Origin of the sequence: Pantoea sp. CTOTU49201, assembly GCF_032054795.1 — a bacterium.
Classification (GTDB): Bacteria; Pseudomonadota; Gammaproteobacteria; order Enterobacterales; family Enterobacteriaceae; genus Pantoea; species Pantoea symbiotica.
Genome location: NZ_DAMBSA010000055.1, coordinates 2,823 through 16,831 on the forward strand (window position 1 = coordinate 2,823; position 14,009 = coordinate 16,831).

Annotated in this window: 17 protein-coding genes and 1 pseudogene; 11 read left to right on the plus strand and 7 right to left on the minus strand. The window is 57.0% G+C overall.

Annotation, left to right across the window (positions count from 1 at the left end; all coding sequences use genetic code 11):
- Positions 1-47 precede the first annotated feature (47 nt).
- Together RTY00_RS06235 and RTY00_RS06240 are read right to left on the minus strand one after the other, a co-directional pair.
- Positions 48-1,409 (minus strand): amidohydrolase family protein, encoded by a 1,362-nt coding sequence (locus RTY00_RS06235; protein WP_312663829.1) that lies wholly within the window; start codon positions 1,407-1,409, stop codon positions 48-50.
- A gap of 88 nt (positions 1,410-1,497) precedes the next feature.
- Complete coding sequence (locus tag RTY00_RS06240; protein ID WP_312663830.1) at positions 1,498-2,358, minus strand: LysR family transcriptional regulator; 861 nt, start codon at positions 2,356-2,358, stop codon at positions 1,498-1,500.
- Between the two features lie 87 nt (positions 2,359-2,445).
- Here RTY00_RS06240 and RTY00_RS06245 point away from each other — a divergent pair, with 87 nt between their 5' ends.
- The 5 genes from RTY00_RS06245 to yniD all read left to right on the plus strand — a co-directional run bounded on the left by RTY00_RS06245 (position 2,446) and on the right by yniD (position 6,429).
- Positions 2,446-3,618, plus strand: a complete 1,173-nt coding sequence (locus tag RTY00_RS06245; protein WP_312663831.1) for a cyanate transporter — start codon at positions 2,446-2,448, stop codon at positions 3,616-3,618.
- Between the two features lie 175 nt (positions 3,619-3,793).
- Positions 3,794-4,537: a transcriptional regulator LldR gene (gene lldR, locus RTY00_RS06250; protein WP_312663832.1), complete on the plus strand. Its 744-nt coding sequence runs from the start codon at positions 3,794-3,796 to the stop codon at positions 4,535-4,537.
- A 23-nt stretch (positions 4,538-4,560) separates the two neighbouring features.
- Complete coding sequence (gene lldD / locus RTY00_RS06255) at positions 4,561-5,751, plus strand: FMN-dependent L-lactate dehydrogenase LldD (RefSeq protein ID WP_312663833.1); 1,191 nt, start codon at positions 4,561-4,563, stop codon at positions 5,749-5,751.
- A 62-nt stretch (positions 5,752-5,813) separates the two neighbouring features.
- Positions 5,814-6,242 (plus strand): OsmC family protein, encoded by a 429-nt coding sequence (locus RTY00_RS06260; protein WP_008106008.1) that lies wholly within the window; start codon positions 5,814-5,816, stop codon positions 6,240-6,242.
- Positions 6,243-6,321: 79 nt separating this feature from the next.
- Positions 6,322-6,429 (plus strand): small membrane protein YniD, encoded by a 108-nt coding sequence (yniD, locus tag RTY00_RS06265; protein WP_021507251.1) that lies wholly within the window; start codon positions 6,322-6,324, stop codon positions 6,427-6,429.
- Between the two features lie 114 nt (positions 6,430-6,543).
- Here yniD and RTY00_RS06270 read toward each other — a convergent pair whose 3' ends face one another.
- The gene (locus RTY00_RS06270) at positions 6,544-6,777 is read right to left on the minus strand and encodes a hypothetical protein (protein WP_008106011.1); all 234 of its coding nucleotides are present in this window, start codon (positions 6,775-6,777) and stop codon (positions 6,544-6,546) included.
- Between the two features lie 111 nt (positions 6,778-6,888).
- Entirely contained in the window at positions 6,889-7,059 is a 171-nt protein-coding gene (locus tag RTY00_RS06275; protein WP_007887091.1) for a hypothetical protein, read from the minus strand.
- Between the two features lie 213 nt (positions 7,060-7,272).
- On the opposite strand from RTY00_RS06275, the gene RTY00_RS06280 reads away from it, so the two are divergent.
- On the plus strand, positions 7,273-7,440 hold the full coding sequence (locus RTY00_RS06280) for a hypothetical protein (RefSeq protein WP_258144679.1): 168 nt from the start codon (positions 7,273-7,275) through the stop codon (positions 7,438-7,440).
- Positions 7,441-7,542: 102 nt separating this feature from the next.
- Here RTY00_RS06280 and RTY00_RS06285 read toward each other — a convergent pair whose 3' ends face one another.
- Entirely contained in the window at positions 7,543-7,923 is a 381-nt protein-coding gene (locus RTY00_RS06285) for a helix-turn-helix domain-containing protein (protein WP_312663834.1), read from the minus strand.
- A gap of 99 nt (positions 7,924-8,022) precedes the next feature.
- Here RTY00_RS06285 and RTY00_RS06290 point away from each other — a divergent pair, with 99 nt between their 5' ends.
- Entirely contained in the window at positions 8,023-8,754 is a 732-nt protein-coding gene (locus tag RTY00_RS06290; RefSeq protein ID WP_312663835.1) for an SDR family oxidoreductase, read from the plus strand.
- 40 nt (positions 8,755-8,794) lie between these two features.
- Here the strand turns inward: RTY00_RS06290 and RTY00_RS06295 are convergent, their stop codons facing one another.
- Positions 8,795-9,442 carry a CPBP family intramembrane glutamic endopeptidase gene (locus RTY00_RS06295; protein WP_312663836.1) on the minus strand — a complete coding sequence of 216 codons (648 nt, stop codon included), beginning with the start codon at positions 9,440-9,442 and terminating at the stop codon, positions 8,795-8,797.
- Between the two features lie 218 nt (positions 9,443-9,660).
- On the opposite strand from RTY00_RS06295, the gene RTY00_RS06300 reads away from it, so the two are divergent.
- From RTY00_RS06300 to RTY00_RS06310, 3 genes are all read left to right on the plus strand, one after another.
- On the plus strand, positions 9,661-12,276 hold the full coding sequence (locus RTY00_RS06300) for an EAL domain-containing protein (RefSeq protein ID WP_312663837.1): 2,616 nt from the start codon (positions 9,661-9,663) through the stop codon (positions 12,274-12,276).
- A gap of 72 nt (positions 12,277-12,348) precedes the next feature.
- Entirely contained in the window at positions 12,349-12,648 is a 300-nt protein-coding gene (locus tag RTY00_RS06305) for an I78 family peptidase inhibitor (protein WP_312663838.1), read from the plus strand.
- A gap of 171 nt (positions 12,649-12,819) precedes the next feature.
- Positions 12,820-13,137 (plus strand): hypothetical protein, encoded by a 318-nt coding sequence (locus RTY00_RS06310; protein WP_008106025.1) that lies wholly within the window; start codon positions 12,820-12,822, stop codon positions 13,135-13,137.
- Positions 13,138-13,149: 12 nt separating this feature from the next.
- Here the strand turns inward: RTY00_RS06310 and RTY00_RS06315 are convergent, their stop codons facing one another.
- The gene (locus RTY00_RS06315) at positions 13,150-13,401 is read right to left on the minus strand and encodes a biofilm development regulator YmgB/AriR family protein (RefSeq protein ID WP_008106027.1); all 252 of its coding nucleotides are present in this window, start codon (positions 13,399-13,401) and stop codon (positions 13,150-13,152) included.
- 392 nt (positions 13,402-13,793) lie between these two features.
- On the opposite strand from RTY00_RS06315, the pseudogene RTY00_RS06320 reads away from it, so the two are divergent.
- Positions 13,794-14,009: pseudogene (locus tag RTY00_RS06320) on the plus strand (multidrug transporter subunit MdtG); the annotation flags it as partial.

Here is a 14,009-nt window from a genome sequence, read left to right on the forward strand (position 1 = left end):
GACCCTACGGATGGTGCAAAATGCGCGTTAATGCGTATCGGGGAAGATCAGGCGCTGAATACGGGCAATCCGCGGTGGAAGGTGGCGCGTACCGGGGAGATGCGGGCGACGGCTTCGGCGGAGCAGCTGGCATCGACCAGCATCATGCTGGCTTCATCGTCGACCTTCGGCCATTGGCGCTCGCCCTGATTCGACAGCGGCAAAATCCCGCCGGTGGCGATATGCAGCGCGCGGCTCAAGCCGAACTCATCGGAACCGCGATACAGCTGCGCGTACAAATTGGCTTTTTCCAGCATGCTGCCGGTGCCAAACGGTGACCAGTGATCGATGACGCTGTCGGTGCCGGTCATCACCGTGATGCCCGCCGCCTGCAACTGCGGCAGCGGCATGGTCAGTTTGCCAATCGGAATGGTCGAGGCCACGCTCATCTGCTGCTCGGCCATACCGGCGATCATCTGATCCAGCGCTTTGCCTTCCAGCGTGCCGAGCGCAAAACCGTGGCTCAGCGTCACTTTGCCCTTCAGCTGCGGATTCTTCGCGATGGTATCGATCATGTACTGAATCGCCGCCACGCCGGATGGCGAGGTTTCATGCAGATGGATATCCACGCCGCGCTGGAAATCGAGGGCGATCTGGAACATCGCATCCAGCGACGCCTGCATTGCGCCATCCACGTTGGTGGGATCGAGTCCGCCGACAAACTGCACGCCCATCTGCATCGCTTCACGCATCAGGCCATCGACTTTCGAGTGCAGTAAACCGTGCTGCGGAAAGGCAACGATTTCACACGGGAATTCCGGATGATTCGCCAGCGCCAGCTTGAGGTGCTCAAGACTTTTCAGGCCGCTAACCGGATCGATATTGCAGTGACTGCGTGCTTCGGTGGTGCCTTTGCTGTGCAGCAAACCAATGATCGCTTCGGCACGCGCCTGCGAGGTCGGCAGCAGTTGCGGGATCAGCACCTGTTCGCGCGCAATCATATCCATGATGGTTTTGCCCTGGCGCGGACGCGGCGCTTCCCACGGGCCGCCGTAAAAGGTTTTATCGAGATGGATATGCATGTCGCGGGTGCGCGGCAGCAGCAAGGCGCCGTTGGCGTCCCATTGTGGCAAGGCGGCGTTGCGCGCTTTGCCTGCGGCATCAATCGCCGCAAAAGTGCCGTCTTTGATGGTGATGTCGTACAGCGCGGTGCGCGTGGCAATCACCTCTTTACCGTCGCGCTCAAAACCTTCTTCGAGGCGGACATTGAGCAGTTGGTAATGGGCAACACGCGGTGGCGGCGTGTGCGGCTGCGTGCTGTTGGCGAGCAGCGGTGCAGCGGGCGCAGCGTAGCTGATGCCGGCGGCCAGCAGGCTACCGGCGGCGGTCAGGCTAAGGAATTCGCGACGGCTGGGAGAGGTCAGTTGCATCAGAGGTTCCATCAAATGAGAAACGCTTAATCTGGCAAAACTCAACGCAGCGCGCTGCGATATTTGCCACTGGTTAGCAGTGGAAAAATCACTGCCATTGCAGCTGACAAAAGGTCACCAGCGCGGCGGCTAACGCCTGCTGCAGATCGTCCTGCGGCGCGCGGCAAAACAGCGCCAGTTCAAAATGGTTGATGGTGGGCAAACCGTCGGCTTCACCTAATACGCGATGTTCAGGCAAGCGGCAGCTGGCGGGCAGCAGCGTTAGGCCCAATCCGGCGGCGCTGGCGCTGGCGAGCGCCACCAAACTGGAGCTGCTGTAGCTGATGCGCCAGCTGCGACCAAGGCTATCCAGCGTCTGCGCCATCTCTTCGCGATACAAACCGAGCTGCGGGAATACCACCAGCGGCACCGGCGTTTGCTCGAAGCAGGGATGTGCGGCGCTGTCCAGCCACAGCAGCGGCTCGGGGCGCGCAGCCAGCGGACGTTCGCCGCCTGGCTGTTTGATCAGCATGATATCCAGCTCCTCGCGCTGCCAGGCGCGATGCAGATCGACATACATGCCGCTCATCACATCGAGGCGCAGTTGCGGATGTTCGCGGCTAAATTCCGCCAGCAAGCCGGCGGTCGGCGCGGCGAAATCTTCCGGCACGCCGAGGCGCAGCACGCCGTCGCGCCATTTATCGCTCAGCACGTCGTGCGCTTCGCCGTTCAGCGCGATGATGCGGCGCGCATAGCCCAGCAGCTTCTCGCCCTCTTCGGTGAGCGCCACCTGATGCGACGTGCGCTGCAGCAGCGGTTTGCCGATCATCTCTTCCAGCCGACGTACCTGCTGGCTGACGGTGGATTGCGACAGATGCACGCGATCGGCGGCGCGAGTAAAGCTGGCGGTTTCGCACACCGCCACAAAACTCAGCAGTTGCTGCGGGGTAAACATCGGCTGACGATTCATTTTTCCACTGGTCGTTATGGTGTTATTTCATTTCCAAATAGTAACGACTGCTGCGATGCTGACAACCTCTTTGCAGCAGGATTGTGTATGAATCGACATTATGACGGATTAACGCTCGGCGCTTTGGTGTTGGCTGGGCTGAATATGCGACCGTTACTCACTTCTATTAGTCCATTACTCGGCCAGCTTCGCCAGACGATGGGACTCTCTTCACTGGCGGCCTCGCTGCTGCCTGCGGTACCAATGGTGATGATGGGCGCGGTCGCGCTGCTGAGCGCTTCGCTGATGCAGCGCATGCCGCTGCAACGCTTACTGCTGGCCGGATTGACGCTGCTGCTGCTGGCGCTGGCGGCGCGTGGCGTGATCCACAGCGGCAGTTGGCTGGTGGTTAGCGCGCTGTTTGGCGGGCTCGGCGTGGGCGTGGTGCAGATGGCGATGCCGGGCCTGATTCGTCAGCGCTTTGCGCAGCGCAGTGCGCCAGTCACCGGATTGTGGGCAGGCGCGCTGATGGGCGGCGGCGGTTTGGGGGCGGCGTTATCGCCGTGGCTCAGCGATCATTTTGGCTGGTCGCTGGCGCTGACCGGCTGGGCGCTGCCAGTGCTGCTGGCGATTGCACTGTGGCTTTACGTGCGCGTACCAACCGCCGCCAGCACGGAAAACGTTGCGCTGCCGTCGTTGTGGCGCACGCCGCGCGCCTGGACGCTGGCAATCAGTTTTGGCCTGGTGAACGGTGGTTACGCCACCTGCGTTGCCTGGTTACCGGATGCTTATCATCATCTTGGCTGGTCGGCGCAGGCTGGCGGATCGCTGCTTGGCGCGATGATTCTGTGTCAGGTTGCGGGTGCGCTGTTGATGCCGCTACTGGCGCGTAAGGCGGATCGGCGTCCACAGCTGATTATCAGCCTGGTTTGCCAGCTGATCGGTATGAGCGGTTTTCTGTTTGCTCCGCTGCTTGCGCCGTGGTTGTGGGCGGCAATTGCCGGATTTGGACTGGGCGCGGCGTTCCCGCTGGCGATGGTGCTGGCGCTCGATCACCTGCCGCATCCGCAGGCCGGTGCGCGGCTGGTGGCATTTATGCAGGGCGCAGGTTTTATCATCGCGGGTTGCATGCCGTTTATCGCCGGTCAGCTGCAGGCGTTGACCCACAGTTTCTCCAGTGTCTGGTTGATGCAGACGGCGGTGACGGTTGGGCTGATCTTGCTGAACCTGCGCTTTCACCCACGCAGTTATGGTCGGGCCTTTGGTCGGACTACGGCGTAATTGGTCCTACCGCATGGCGCAATTTTGGCCGCGTCGTCACATAACATGAAAAATCCCGCCTGTTTCGTTGCATCGAAATAACAAAGCATTAACCATTCTCCTCCACGAAGCCGCCACGCTGCATTTTGGTCCTACCAATTTAGCGTGGCGGGTGTGTATCACACAGGATAATGCGATGACCGAAAACACGCTGCGGGCGCGGCTCTGCGCCTGGATCACAGAGCATCAGCTGGAGCCGGGCATGCGGCTGCCGTCCGAACGCGCGCTGGCGGCGGAGTTCGGTTCGTCACGCTCATCACTGCGCGAGGCGATCCAGCAGCTGATCAGCAGCGGCGTGTTAATCAGTAAACGCGGCGGTGGCACCTGGCTGCGTCAGCCGCAGCAACCGTGGTCGGAACAGCGCATCGTTGAGCCGATTCGTCAGCTGCTGGCGGAGGATCCCGATTATCGCTACGACATCCTCGAAGCGCGTCACGCAATAGAAGCCAGCACCGCGTGGCACGCGGCGTTGCGCGCCACCGAATCGGATAAAGAGAAGCTGAGCTTCGCCTTTGATGCGCTGCTAAAAATTAAGCACAGTGACGATGCCGATCTCGCAGCGCAGGCCGATCTGCGTTTTCATCTCGCCATCGCCGAAGCCTCGCACAACGTGGTGCTGCTGCAGACCATGCGCGGCTTTTTCGATCTGCTGCAATCTTCGGTGCTGCACAGCCGCCAGCGCATGTATACCCAACCGGTGATTTTCAATCGTCTTAACGAACAGCATCAGGCGATATTTGATGCGGTGATGGCCGGTGACGCGGAAGCAGCGCGCCAGGCAGCGATGGATCACCTCGGTTTTGTTCACACCACCATGAAAACCCTGCATGAAGATGAGGCGCGTCAGGCGCGCATTACGCGTCTGCCGGGCCACCAATGACCTCTGCACAAGGAAAATAAGGGATGATCATTTCTGCTGCCAGTGACTATCGCGCCGCGGCGCAACGCATCTTGCCACCGTTCTTGTTTCACTATCTGGATGGCGGCGCCTACGCCGAGCACACGCTGAAGCGCAATGTCGCCGATCTCTCTGACGTGGCGCTGCGCCAGCGCGTGTTGAAAAACATGTCGGAATTGAGCCTCGAAACCAAACTGTTCAACGAAACTCTATCGATGCCGGTGGCATTAGCGCCGGTCGGCTTATGCGGCATGTATGCGCGACGCGGTGAAGTGCAGGCGGCGCGCGCGGCGGCGCTGAAAGGGATTCCGTTTACGCTCTCCACCGTGTCGGTTTGCCCAATCGAAGAAGTCGCGCCAGCAATTAATCGTCCGATGTGGTTCCAGCTCTACGTGCTGCGCGATCGCGGTTTTATGCGCAATGCGCTGGAGCGCGCCAAAGCCGCCGGCTGTACCACGCTGGTGTTCACCGTCGATATGCCGACGCCGGGCGCACGCTATCGTGATGCGCACTCCGGCATGAGCGGCCCAAATGCGCCGCTGCGTCGTTACTGGCAGGCGGCAACGCATCCGCAATGGGCGTGGGACGTCGGTTTACATGGCCGTCCGCACGATCTCGGCAATATCTCCACTTATCTCGGCAAACCGACCGGGCTGGAAGATTACATCGGCTGGCTGGCAAACAACTTCGATCCGTCAATTTCCTGGAAAGATCTGGAGTGGATTCGTGAATTCTGGGATGGCCCGATGGTGATCAAAGGCATCCTTGATGCGGAAGATGCGCGCGATGCGGTACGTTTTGGTGCCGATGGCATTGTGGTGTCGAATCACGGCGGGCGTCAGCTGGATGGCGTGCTGTCGTCGGCGCGCGCGTTGCCGGCCATTGCCGATGCGGTGAAAGGCGATATCACTATTCTCGCCGACAGCGGCATTCGCAGCGGGTTGGATGTGGTGCGCATGATCGCCCTCGGTGCTGACAGCGTGCTGCTGGGACGCGCGTTTGTCTATGCGCTGGCAACGCACGGTCAGCGCGGCGTTGAAAATCTGCTCAATTTGATTGAGAAAGAGATGAAAGTGGCGATGACGCTGACCGGTGCGAAATCGATCAAAGAGATTACTCAGGCTTCGCTGGTGCAGGCTAACGCGCTGCTGAGCGAGGCGGGCTTGAATCCGGCGCGTCCTCGCGCGGTGAGCTAATCCAGCAGAATGAGTCATGTTGTCTATACTCAGTACCTGTCGAACACAACAGGAGGAATGACATGACCATTCATAAGAAAGGATCGGCCCATTGGGAAGGCGACATTAAAGGCAAAGGTAAGGTAAGTACCGAAAGCGGCGTGTTAAACAATCAACCTTATGGTTTCAATACCCGTTTTGAAGGCGAGAAGGGTACCAACCCGGAAGAGCTGATTGGTGCTGCGCATGCCGCTTGCTTCTCAATGGCGTTGTCATTGATGTTGGGCAATGAAGGACATCCGCCAACAAGCATTGATACCACCGCTGATGTGTCGCTGGATAAAAAGGGCGACGGTTTTGCCATTACCAAAATCGCGCTGACCAGCGCCATCGTCTTGCCGGGCATTGATGAGGCGAAGTTTGATGAGATCATCCAGAAAGCCAAAGCGGGCTGCCCGGTCTCTCAGGTACTGAATGCTGAAATCACGCTCGACTACACGCTGAATAAATAATCGCCCAAATGGGTGACCAGCGTTAGAATCAACGGTGCGCCTTAGGGCGCATCGTTGCTTTCTGTAGTCTGGAGGATGCGTGGCAAAAAAACTGGCTGCAACCAAACACTGGAAAATGATCGTGGTGCTGTTGTGCATCTGCGGGGCGCTAATGCTGATTCGCTGGGCGGCGATGATATGGGGATGAAAGAGTGGATCAGCAGTCACAAGCTTGGCGTGTTGGTGATGGTGATTTTGGTACTGGAGTTACTGCATTATCTGCTCACGGCGTCGTGGTTCCCATGGCAGATCGGCTAATCAATCAGGCGAACTCACCGTCTGTCTGGCGTACGTTACGCACGCTGCTGCGCGCAATGCGATAGGCCTTGCGTGGATCGCCCGCCACGAACTCAAAAGTGGGCGAGAAATAGAATGGCAGCCAGCCGCCGAAGCCGCTTTCCCATTCCCAACGTACGGGGCAGGGCCAGAGAATGCCATCATACAAAATGTAGTAAACCCAGCGTCCGTTTGGACGACGGGGGCGAGATGTTTTCATTGGATTCACAACGATGATAGTGAAAAGCAGCTTATATTTTGAACGCTACAACCCATTCTTGCAATGCCGTTTGGCTAATATTTGCTCGACTGTAATAAAACTGGCACCGAATTAACGGTGCACTTCGCCACAAAGTAAGACCACGTTTGGCCGCACTTTATGGATGCGATCGGCCATCTGCTCACAGGCCACTTTGGTCGGATAGATACGCTCTGAAACCGGTAAGGCATCACAGGCATCATGCCCACACGCGCTCACTAACAAAACAAAACCAATCAGCATAATCAGACTCCTTTAACACCTTCTCGCTGGTACGGAATGTGTGGCTGGTCGTTCCCTTTTTTTGATCCAGTATAGCTAAACGCCTTGAGAGTCAATTATCACCCTGAGCGGCTTTCGTGTCCGGCTCGCAAGATTATACGCATCACGGTGCGCAACCGTAGCTCAATCTGGGCTAAACTATGCGGCCCTGATAAAAACGATGAGTGAGTTAACATGTCGAACGAAATTGCCCAGCCAGCCAGCAACCCAAAACAAGCCGCCCTGCAGCTGGTGATTGAACTGGTGCGCGCCGGAAAACTGAGCCCGCTGCAGGGTGATGCTTCTAACATGATTTCGATCTACGAGCAGTTCAAAAACCATTTCGAAGCGGAAAAAGAGTAATTTTTTTGCCAGCGGTCGCCATGAATGGCGACCCTACAACACCGCAGCACGATTTTCGTAGGGTGCGCATTTATGCGCACCAGGTCGCCATGAATGGCGACCCTACGCGGATTCATCTGTGTGGGTGCGATCGTACGCTTCCTGCGCGCGTTCCAGTGATGGACCATGCTCCAGCGCCCAGTCATACAGCGCGATAAACGGTTGTTGCAGCGTCTGCGCCAGCGGCGTCAGGCTGTATTCCACACCGATTGGCGCTGTGTTTAACACTTCACGATTCACGAGCCCATTGCGCTCCAGCCGCTTTAACGCATCCGCCAACGCTTTGTGGGTGATGCCATCCAACCGACGACGAATCTCATTGAAACGCGACGGCTTAGTACAAAGCACGGTGAGAATTAAAATCGACCATTTATTGGTGATGTGCTCCAGCACCGGCCGGGTTTTTCCTACATCTCTCAAGCTGTTACCGTCGATCTCCGCCATGGCGATATACTCCGCGATATCTGGTATAAACAAAGTGCGTAATTGTTATTAAGTATAAAATATATACCATCGGCTTTCTACCCAAACAGGAGAGAGCAGATGAGCAGACTGAATAACAAAGTGGCGGTGGTGCTGGGCGGTGCAAAGGGAATTGGTCTGGCGATCAGCCAGCGTTTCGCCAGTGAAGGCGCGACAACCTGGTTTACATCGCGCCGCGATGAAGAGTTACAGGCCGCCAGCAGCAGCATCACCGGTAACGCGCATCCGCTGCGTGCCGATGTGAGCGAACGGAGTGAACTGACGCGCATTATCGAGACGATCAGGCGCGAATCCGGCCAGCTGGATGTGTTGGTAATCAACGCAGGTATGGCGGAGTACGCCACCATTGATGAGATTAGCGCTGGGCATTTTGACCAAATTTTCGGCCTTAATGTGCGCTCGCCGGTGTTTGCCCTGCAGGCAGCATTGCCACTGCTGAAGCCCGGCGCCAGCGTGGTATTGATTGGTTCGATTGCCGATGTGATTGGCACCCAGGGTTACGGCGTTTACAGCGCCAGCAAAGCCGCGCTGCGATCTTTTGCCCGCACCTGGACGCGCGAGCTCTCCGCGCGCGGCATCCGTATAAACGTGGTGGCGCCCGGCCCGATCGATACCGATATGATGCAGGCAGCTTCTGAAGAGGTGCGCAACGGCATTACCAGCACCATCCCGCTCAGCAGAATGGGTAAACCCGAAGAAGTGGCCAACGTCGCGCTGTTCCTCGCCAGTGACGAGAGCAGCTACATAGCGGGCGCAGAAATCTGTGTGGATGGCGGTTTGACGCAGGTGTGAAGATCGTGCACGGCCATCTCAGGATGGCTGTTTTGCTTGATCAGGCGAAATACCAGGCGGGCAGGATAGCGATCAGGTTATTCAGCGTGTGCAGGAAAATCGGCAGCGCCAGGCTGTTACTGCGCAGACGCGCATAGCACAGCAGCAGGGAAAACAGCGTTAAGGCGACCAGCGTTTCCCAGTGCACATATTGAGTGTGCATCACGGCGAACAGCAGGGAAGTGAGCAGCATGCAGGCAAAACGACTTCTCGGCGCCCACAGCAGAAAACCTTGCAGTAAAAATCCGCGGAACAGCACTTCTTCAAACACCGGTGCCAGCAATACAGCGGTGAGCAGCAGAATCAGCATCGAGCTGCGTCCCTGCTGCGATTGCGCAATCAGCCAGCCTTCCGGTTGCAGAAACTGCGTCTGCGCCACCATCAATGCAAACAGCAAACTGATAAACAGCAGCGCCTGCATCGGACGCACATACCCCAGCGGAATGTCGCTGCGACGCTGACAGTAAAAACGGTAAAGCGGATAGATCACCGCAAACTCCACCAGGCAAAGCACCGGCATCAGCAAGCCGTTGGTGCGCAGCATCCCGTAATTGGGAAACAGCGTAACCAACATGGTCACAAGGTAATAGACCACAAAGCTACCCACGTAAAACAGCGTTAACGTAACTTTGTCGGATTGGGTGTCCATAGGCGACTCAGCGAGCAGAGGAGAGCGCATAGTAGCAACGCCGATCATCGCTGTCGAGGTGGCGTGCGGCACATTTGCGCTGCTTAAATATTCCACCAACAAGACTAAATCTGCGGCACTCGGGGCCGATAACCTTTCAAACCCTTACAGGGTGGAGATGTGCGCAGTCTGCGTTGTCATCCGCCTTTTTTGCTGCCTGTATTTCGCGAGCATTGCGCATGAATTCTGAGTTTCACCGGCACGCGGCACTGGCCGCCAGGGCCAACATGGAAGCACACACGGTACGGGTAACGCGGCGCAGCCTGCGCACCTTATCCTCGCTGCTGTTTGGCGTGCTGCTTCTCTCGGTGGTAATGGTGCTGGTTATCGCCCATCGACAAAATATCGACGCCATCCAGCAGGATGCCAATCTGCTGCGTCAGGCGTGGCAGCAACAGCAGCAGGAGATGATCGTCGATGCGCGCGATTACGCAAACTGGGGCGAAGGCTGGAAAAACCTGCATCTGACGGTCAATAAGGTTTGGGCGTGGGACGAAGAGAACTTTGGTCCGGGACTCTACAAGGAGTATCACTACGACGGCGTGTTCGTGGTGGATGGCAAGGGGAAAACCCGTTACGCGGTGATTCGCGGCAAATTATCCGATGTCACGTTAGAAAGCTGGTTGGGCGCACAAAGTGACCTTTTAGTGAGCACGGCACGTACGCTGCATGATGCCGTGGCACGCAATGCCAAGGTGGAGAATCATCCGGCTATTCTGGTGGCCGCGCCGATTACGCCGGGCAAAGTGCCGGATTTGCCAACCATTCCCGGCCCCGCTTCGGTGATGGTATTCGTTAACATTTTCAGCCCAGACAAACTGCAAGCGTTGGGCAAATCCCTGAATGTGATTGAGCCGCGCATCGCCAGCGGTTTAAACGATTCGCTGTTTGAGCCACGGCTGGTGGAGCCGGTGCTGCAGGGCGAACCGCTGGTGCTGCGCTGGCAGCCAAAAAATCCGGGGTTCGGCGTGATCTGGCTGATGATGCCGCTGCTGCTGTTCACCGCGCTGGCGGTGGCGCTGGTGACGCGTCGCGTGTTGCGTCATGCGCTGCATAATGCGGTGATCTCCGATCGGCGTTTTGAAATGCTGGCGATCAGTCAGCGTGAATTAGCCAACAGCGAAGAGCGTTTTCGCGATCTGGCGGAAGCTGCGTCGGACTGGATCTGGGAAATCGACGATCAGGGCCGTCTGTGCTATCTCTCGTCGCGTTTTGCGGCGGTTACCGGCCATGAAGTGAAAAGCTGGATGGGGCGTCCGCTCGATCAACTGCTGAGTCATCCCAGCCATTCGCTGGTCTCCTGGCTGATGCGCCAGGGTGAAGAGGTGCAGCATGTGCCGCTGCGCTGCCAGTTTATGTCAGCGAATGGCGAGCGACGCATTGGGCAGCTAATGGCGAAAGCCATTCGGCGTAACGGCCTGCGCTCGGGATTTCGCGGCACGGTTTCGGATATCACTCACGAAGTGGACGCCGAAGCGCGTATTCAGTTTCTGTCACGTCATGACATGCTGACCGGCCTCGCCAATCGCATGCAGCTGCAGGAGTATTTAACTGCGTATCTGGAGAGCGTTAGCGAGGATGACCCGCTGTTTGTTATCAGTTTCGATCTCGATCAGTTCAAACCGATCAACGATACGTGGGGCCACGCGGTCGGCGATGAAGTGCTGAATGAGATCTCGAAACGGCTGAAAAGCCTGCTGGCGCCGAATGAACTGGCGGCCCGGCTCGGCGGCGATGCCTTTATTTTGCTGCTACGCGAAAGCACGCGCGCTGGCGTGGAATATCGCTGTCGTGCGCTGCAGCGCATGGTGCATCAACCGATCATCAGCGGCTCGCATCAGATCAGCCTCACCGCCAGCATGGGCATCGTTTCGGCACCGCAGGATGCAGCGCATCCGGAAGCGCTGTTACGCCTGGCCGATATTGCGCTGGCTCAGGCGCGCAGTGCCGGACGCGATCAGTGGGTGTGGTACTCCAGTGATATGGCGAACCATCTGCAGTCAAAACGCGACATGGTGCAGGCAATTGAAGCTGCGCTGCACAATCACGCCTTCACGCTGCATTACCAGCCGCGCTATCAGCTACAAAGTGGACAACTGGCCGGCGCGGAAGCGCTGATTCGCTGGCAGATAGCCGACGATCAGTGGATCACGCCCGATCGCTTTATTCCGTTAGCGGAAGAGAACGGCCTGATTGCGGCGATCAGCGATTGGGTGCTGATGCGTGCTTGCGTGGACGCCCGCGACTGGGGCGAGCAGCGCTATGTTTCCGTCAACATTTCGCCGGTGGAGTTTCGTAATAACGATCTGGTGCAGCGCGTGGCGCATGCGCTGGAGGTGAGTGGATTACCGGCCACGCGGCTGGAACTGGAGATCACTGAAAACGTCACTTTTGAAAATCCTGATCGTGCACTGGAGATCATGCAAGGCCTGCGCGCGCTTGGCGTGCGGCTGACGGTGGATGATTTTGGTACCGGCTATGCGGCGTTGGGTTATCTGAAAACCTTCCCGTTCAACGGTCTGAAGATCGATCGTTCATGGATGAAGGAGTTCCCGGAATCGCAGCAGGCGCAATCGGTGGTCGCGGGAATTGTCGGTCTGGCACGCGCGTTTGCGCTGACCATTACCGCAGAAGGGATTGAAACCGAAGCACAGCTGAAAGAGTTAAAAGCGCTGTCGTGCGAGGAAGGGCAGGGATATTTCCTTGGCCGGCCCATGCCGCTGGCGGCGTTTAATGCCCGGTTACATGAAGAAGATCGTGCTTTTAAACTCATTTCCGCGACGAATCTGCTGTAAAAATTTCCGTTAAACGGTCACGCTTTGCTACTCTCAAAAACCGGTTGTCTATTAATCCAGGAGGAGAAACTTGTGACCCATTATGGAAAAGCGCTACTGGTAACGGCCTTATTTGTCCTCAGCGCCTGCCAGTCCGCCAGCAAACCTGACACCAGCGCTGCTGCCAGCCACGATCCGGAAACCGATCAGTGCGGCGCATCGCAATATCAAAACTACGTTGGTCAGCCATTATCGACGCTCGACAGCAAACGCTTCGCGGTGCCGGTGCGTGCCATTCCGTGGAATTCAGCGGTAACGATGGATTTCAATCTGCGTCGGGTGAATTTCGCGGCGGATCAAAGCGGTAAGATTTCCCGGGTGTACTGCGGATAACACCAAAACGACATTGCATTGTCATCTGGCTGTCACAGCGCCGGGCGAGGATAACTGCGCACTACGGAGATTTCCTCGTCACTCTCGAATATGCAATGCTCGTCTTATTTCTTCCCGCTTCGGCGGGAATTTTTTTATCTTTCGGCCTGTAAGGCTGATAGAGGAGTGATGATGAGAAAGAGTGCAAAATTGCTGCTGTTAACGCTGATGTTAAGCCCGCTGGCGCAGGCATCGAGCGAAGCGGCGTGGCAGCAAAACGACAAGAACATGCAGCAAAGCTGTCTCAAGGCCAGCGGCCTGAAGTCAGTGAAAGTGGTGGGCAAGCCGATTCAGTATGACGATAGCGTGGGCTTTGATGCGCTACTGCTGGAAGGTCGCTATCCGCAAAAACATATGAAGAATCAGGTCGGGCGCGAACTCTGCCTGTACCAGCGTCAAAGCGGTAAGGCGTTTGTCAGCGAAGCCGACCATCTGCGTACAGTAAAATAATGGCGTGGGCCGCTAGTTTTGCGGCCCCGATTCCAGCAGTTTTGCCAGTAAGTTGCGATAGCTTTGCAGTTGCTGTTCATCCCCTTCAAATTCCAGCTTATCAATCACGCGCGCAATAATCGCTTTGCTGGTGGCAGGCTGTCCGTCATCCATCAGTTCGCGCATGATCGCCGCCAACATGTCGCTCTCATGCGGTGCATGCCAGGCTGGGCTATTGAAGTAGTCGGTAATCGCCCGACTGGCGCTGTTTGGCTGGGTTCTCATAGCTGACCTCCGCAGAGACAACGATGCCCACCGCCGGATAATGGCAGCATGGGGAAATAAAGGTTAATCATGCGGACTGTCCAGAACAGACAGCGCGTCGCCAGTGATGACTGGTGGTTTTTTAAACATAGATGCGGTGTGGAATATTGTCAGTAACGTGTAGACATATTTTTTCACGTTTGCCTGCAGTAGCGATGCGCTTATCTTGCGGCAAGCATTGTTTCAGCACATAAAGACACTAAAAAACGGCCCTCAGACATGATTTGCTGTGAGCAGAATCACGCTCGACAGTGTAAAACTGCGTTTTTTCGCCCATGCCATGTTTTGCCGTCCGGTAATGTTATGAGATTGTTAGACTGAACCCTCGTTTCATTCTTCTGATGCCCACGCCCATGTTACGCTCCATCGAGTCCTGGAAAGTTAATCTGATATCCGTCTGGTTTGGCTGCTTTTTTACCGGCCTCGCCATCAGTCAGATCATTCCCTTCCTGCCGCTGTACGTTGAGGAACTCGGGATTCGTGGCGGTAACGCGCTCAGCGTTTGGTCTGGGCTCACCTTCAGCGTCACCTTCATTGTCTCTGCCGCCGTCGCGCCGTTGTGGGGCAGC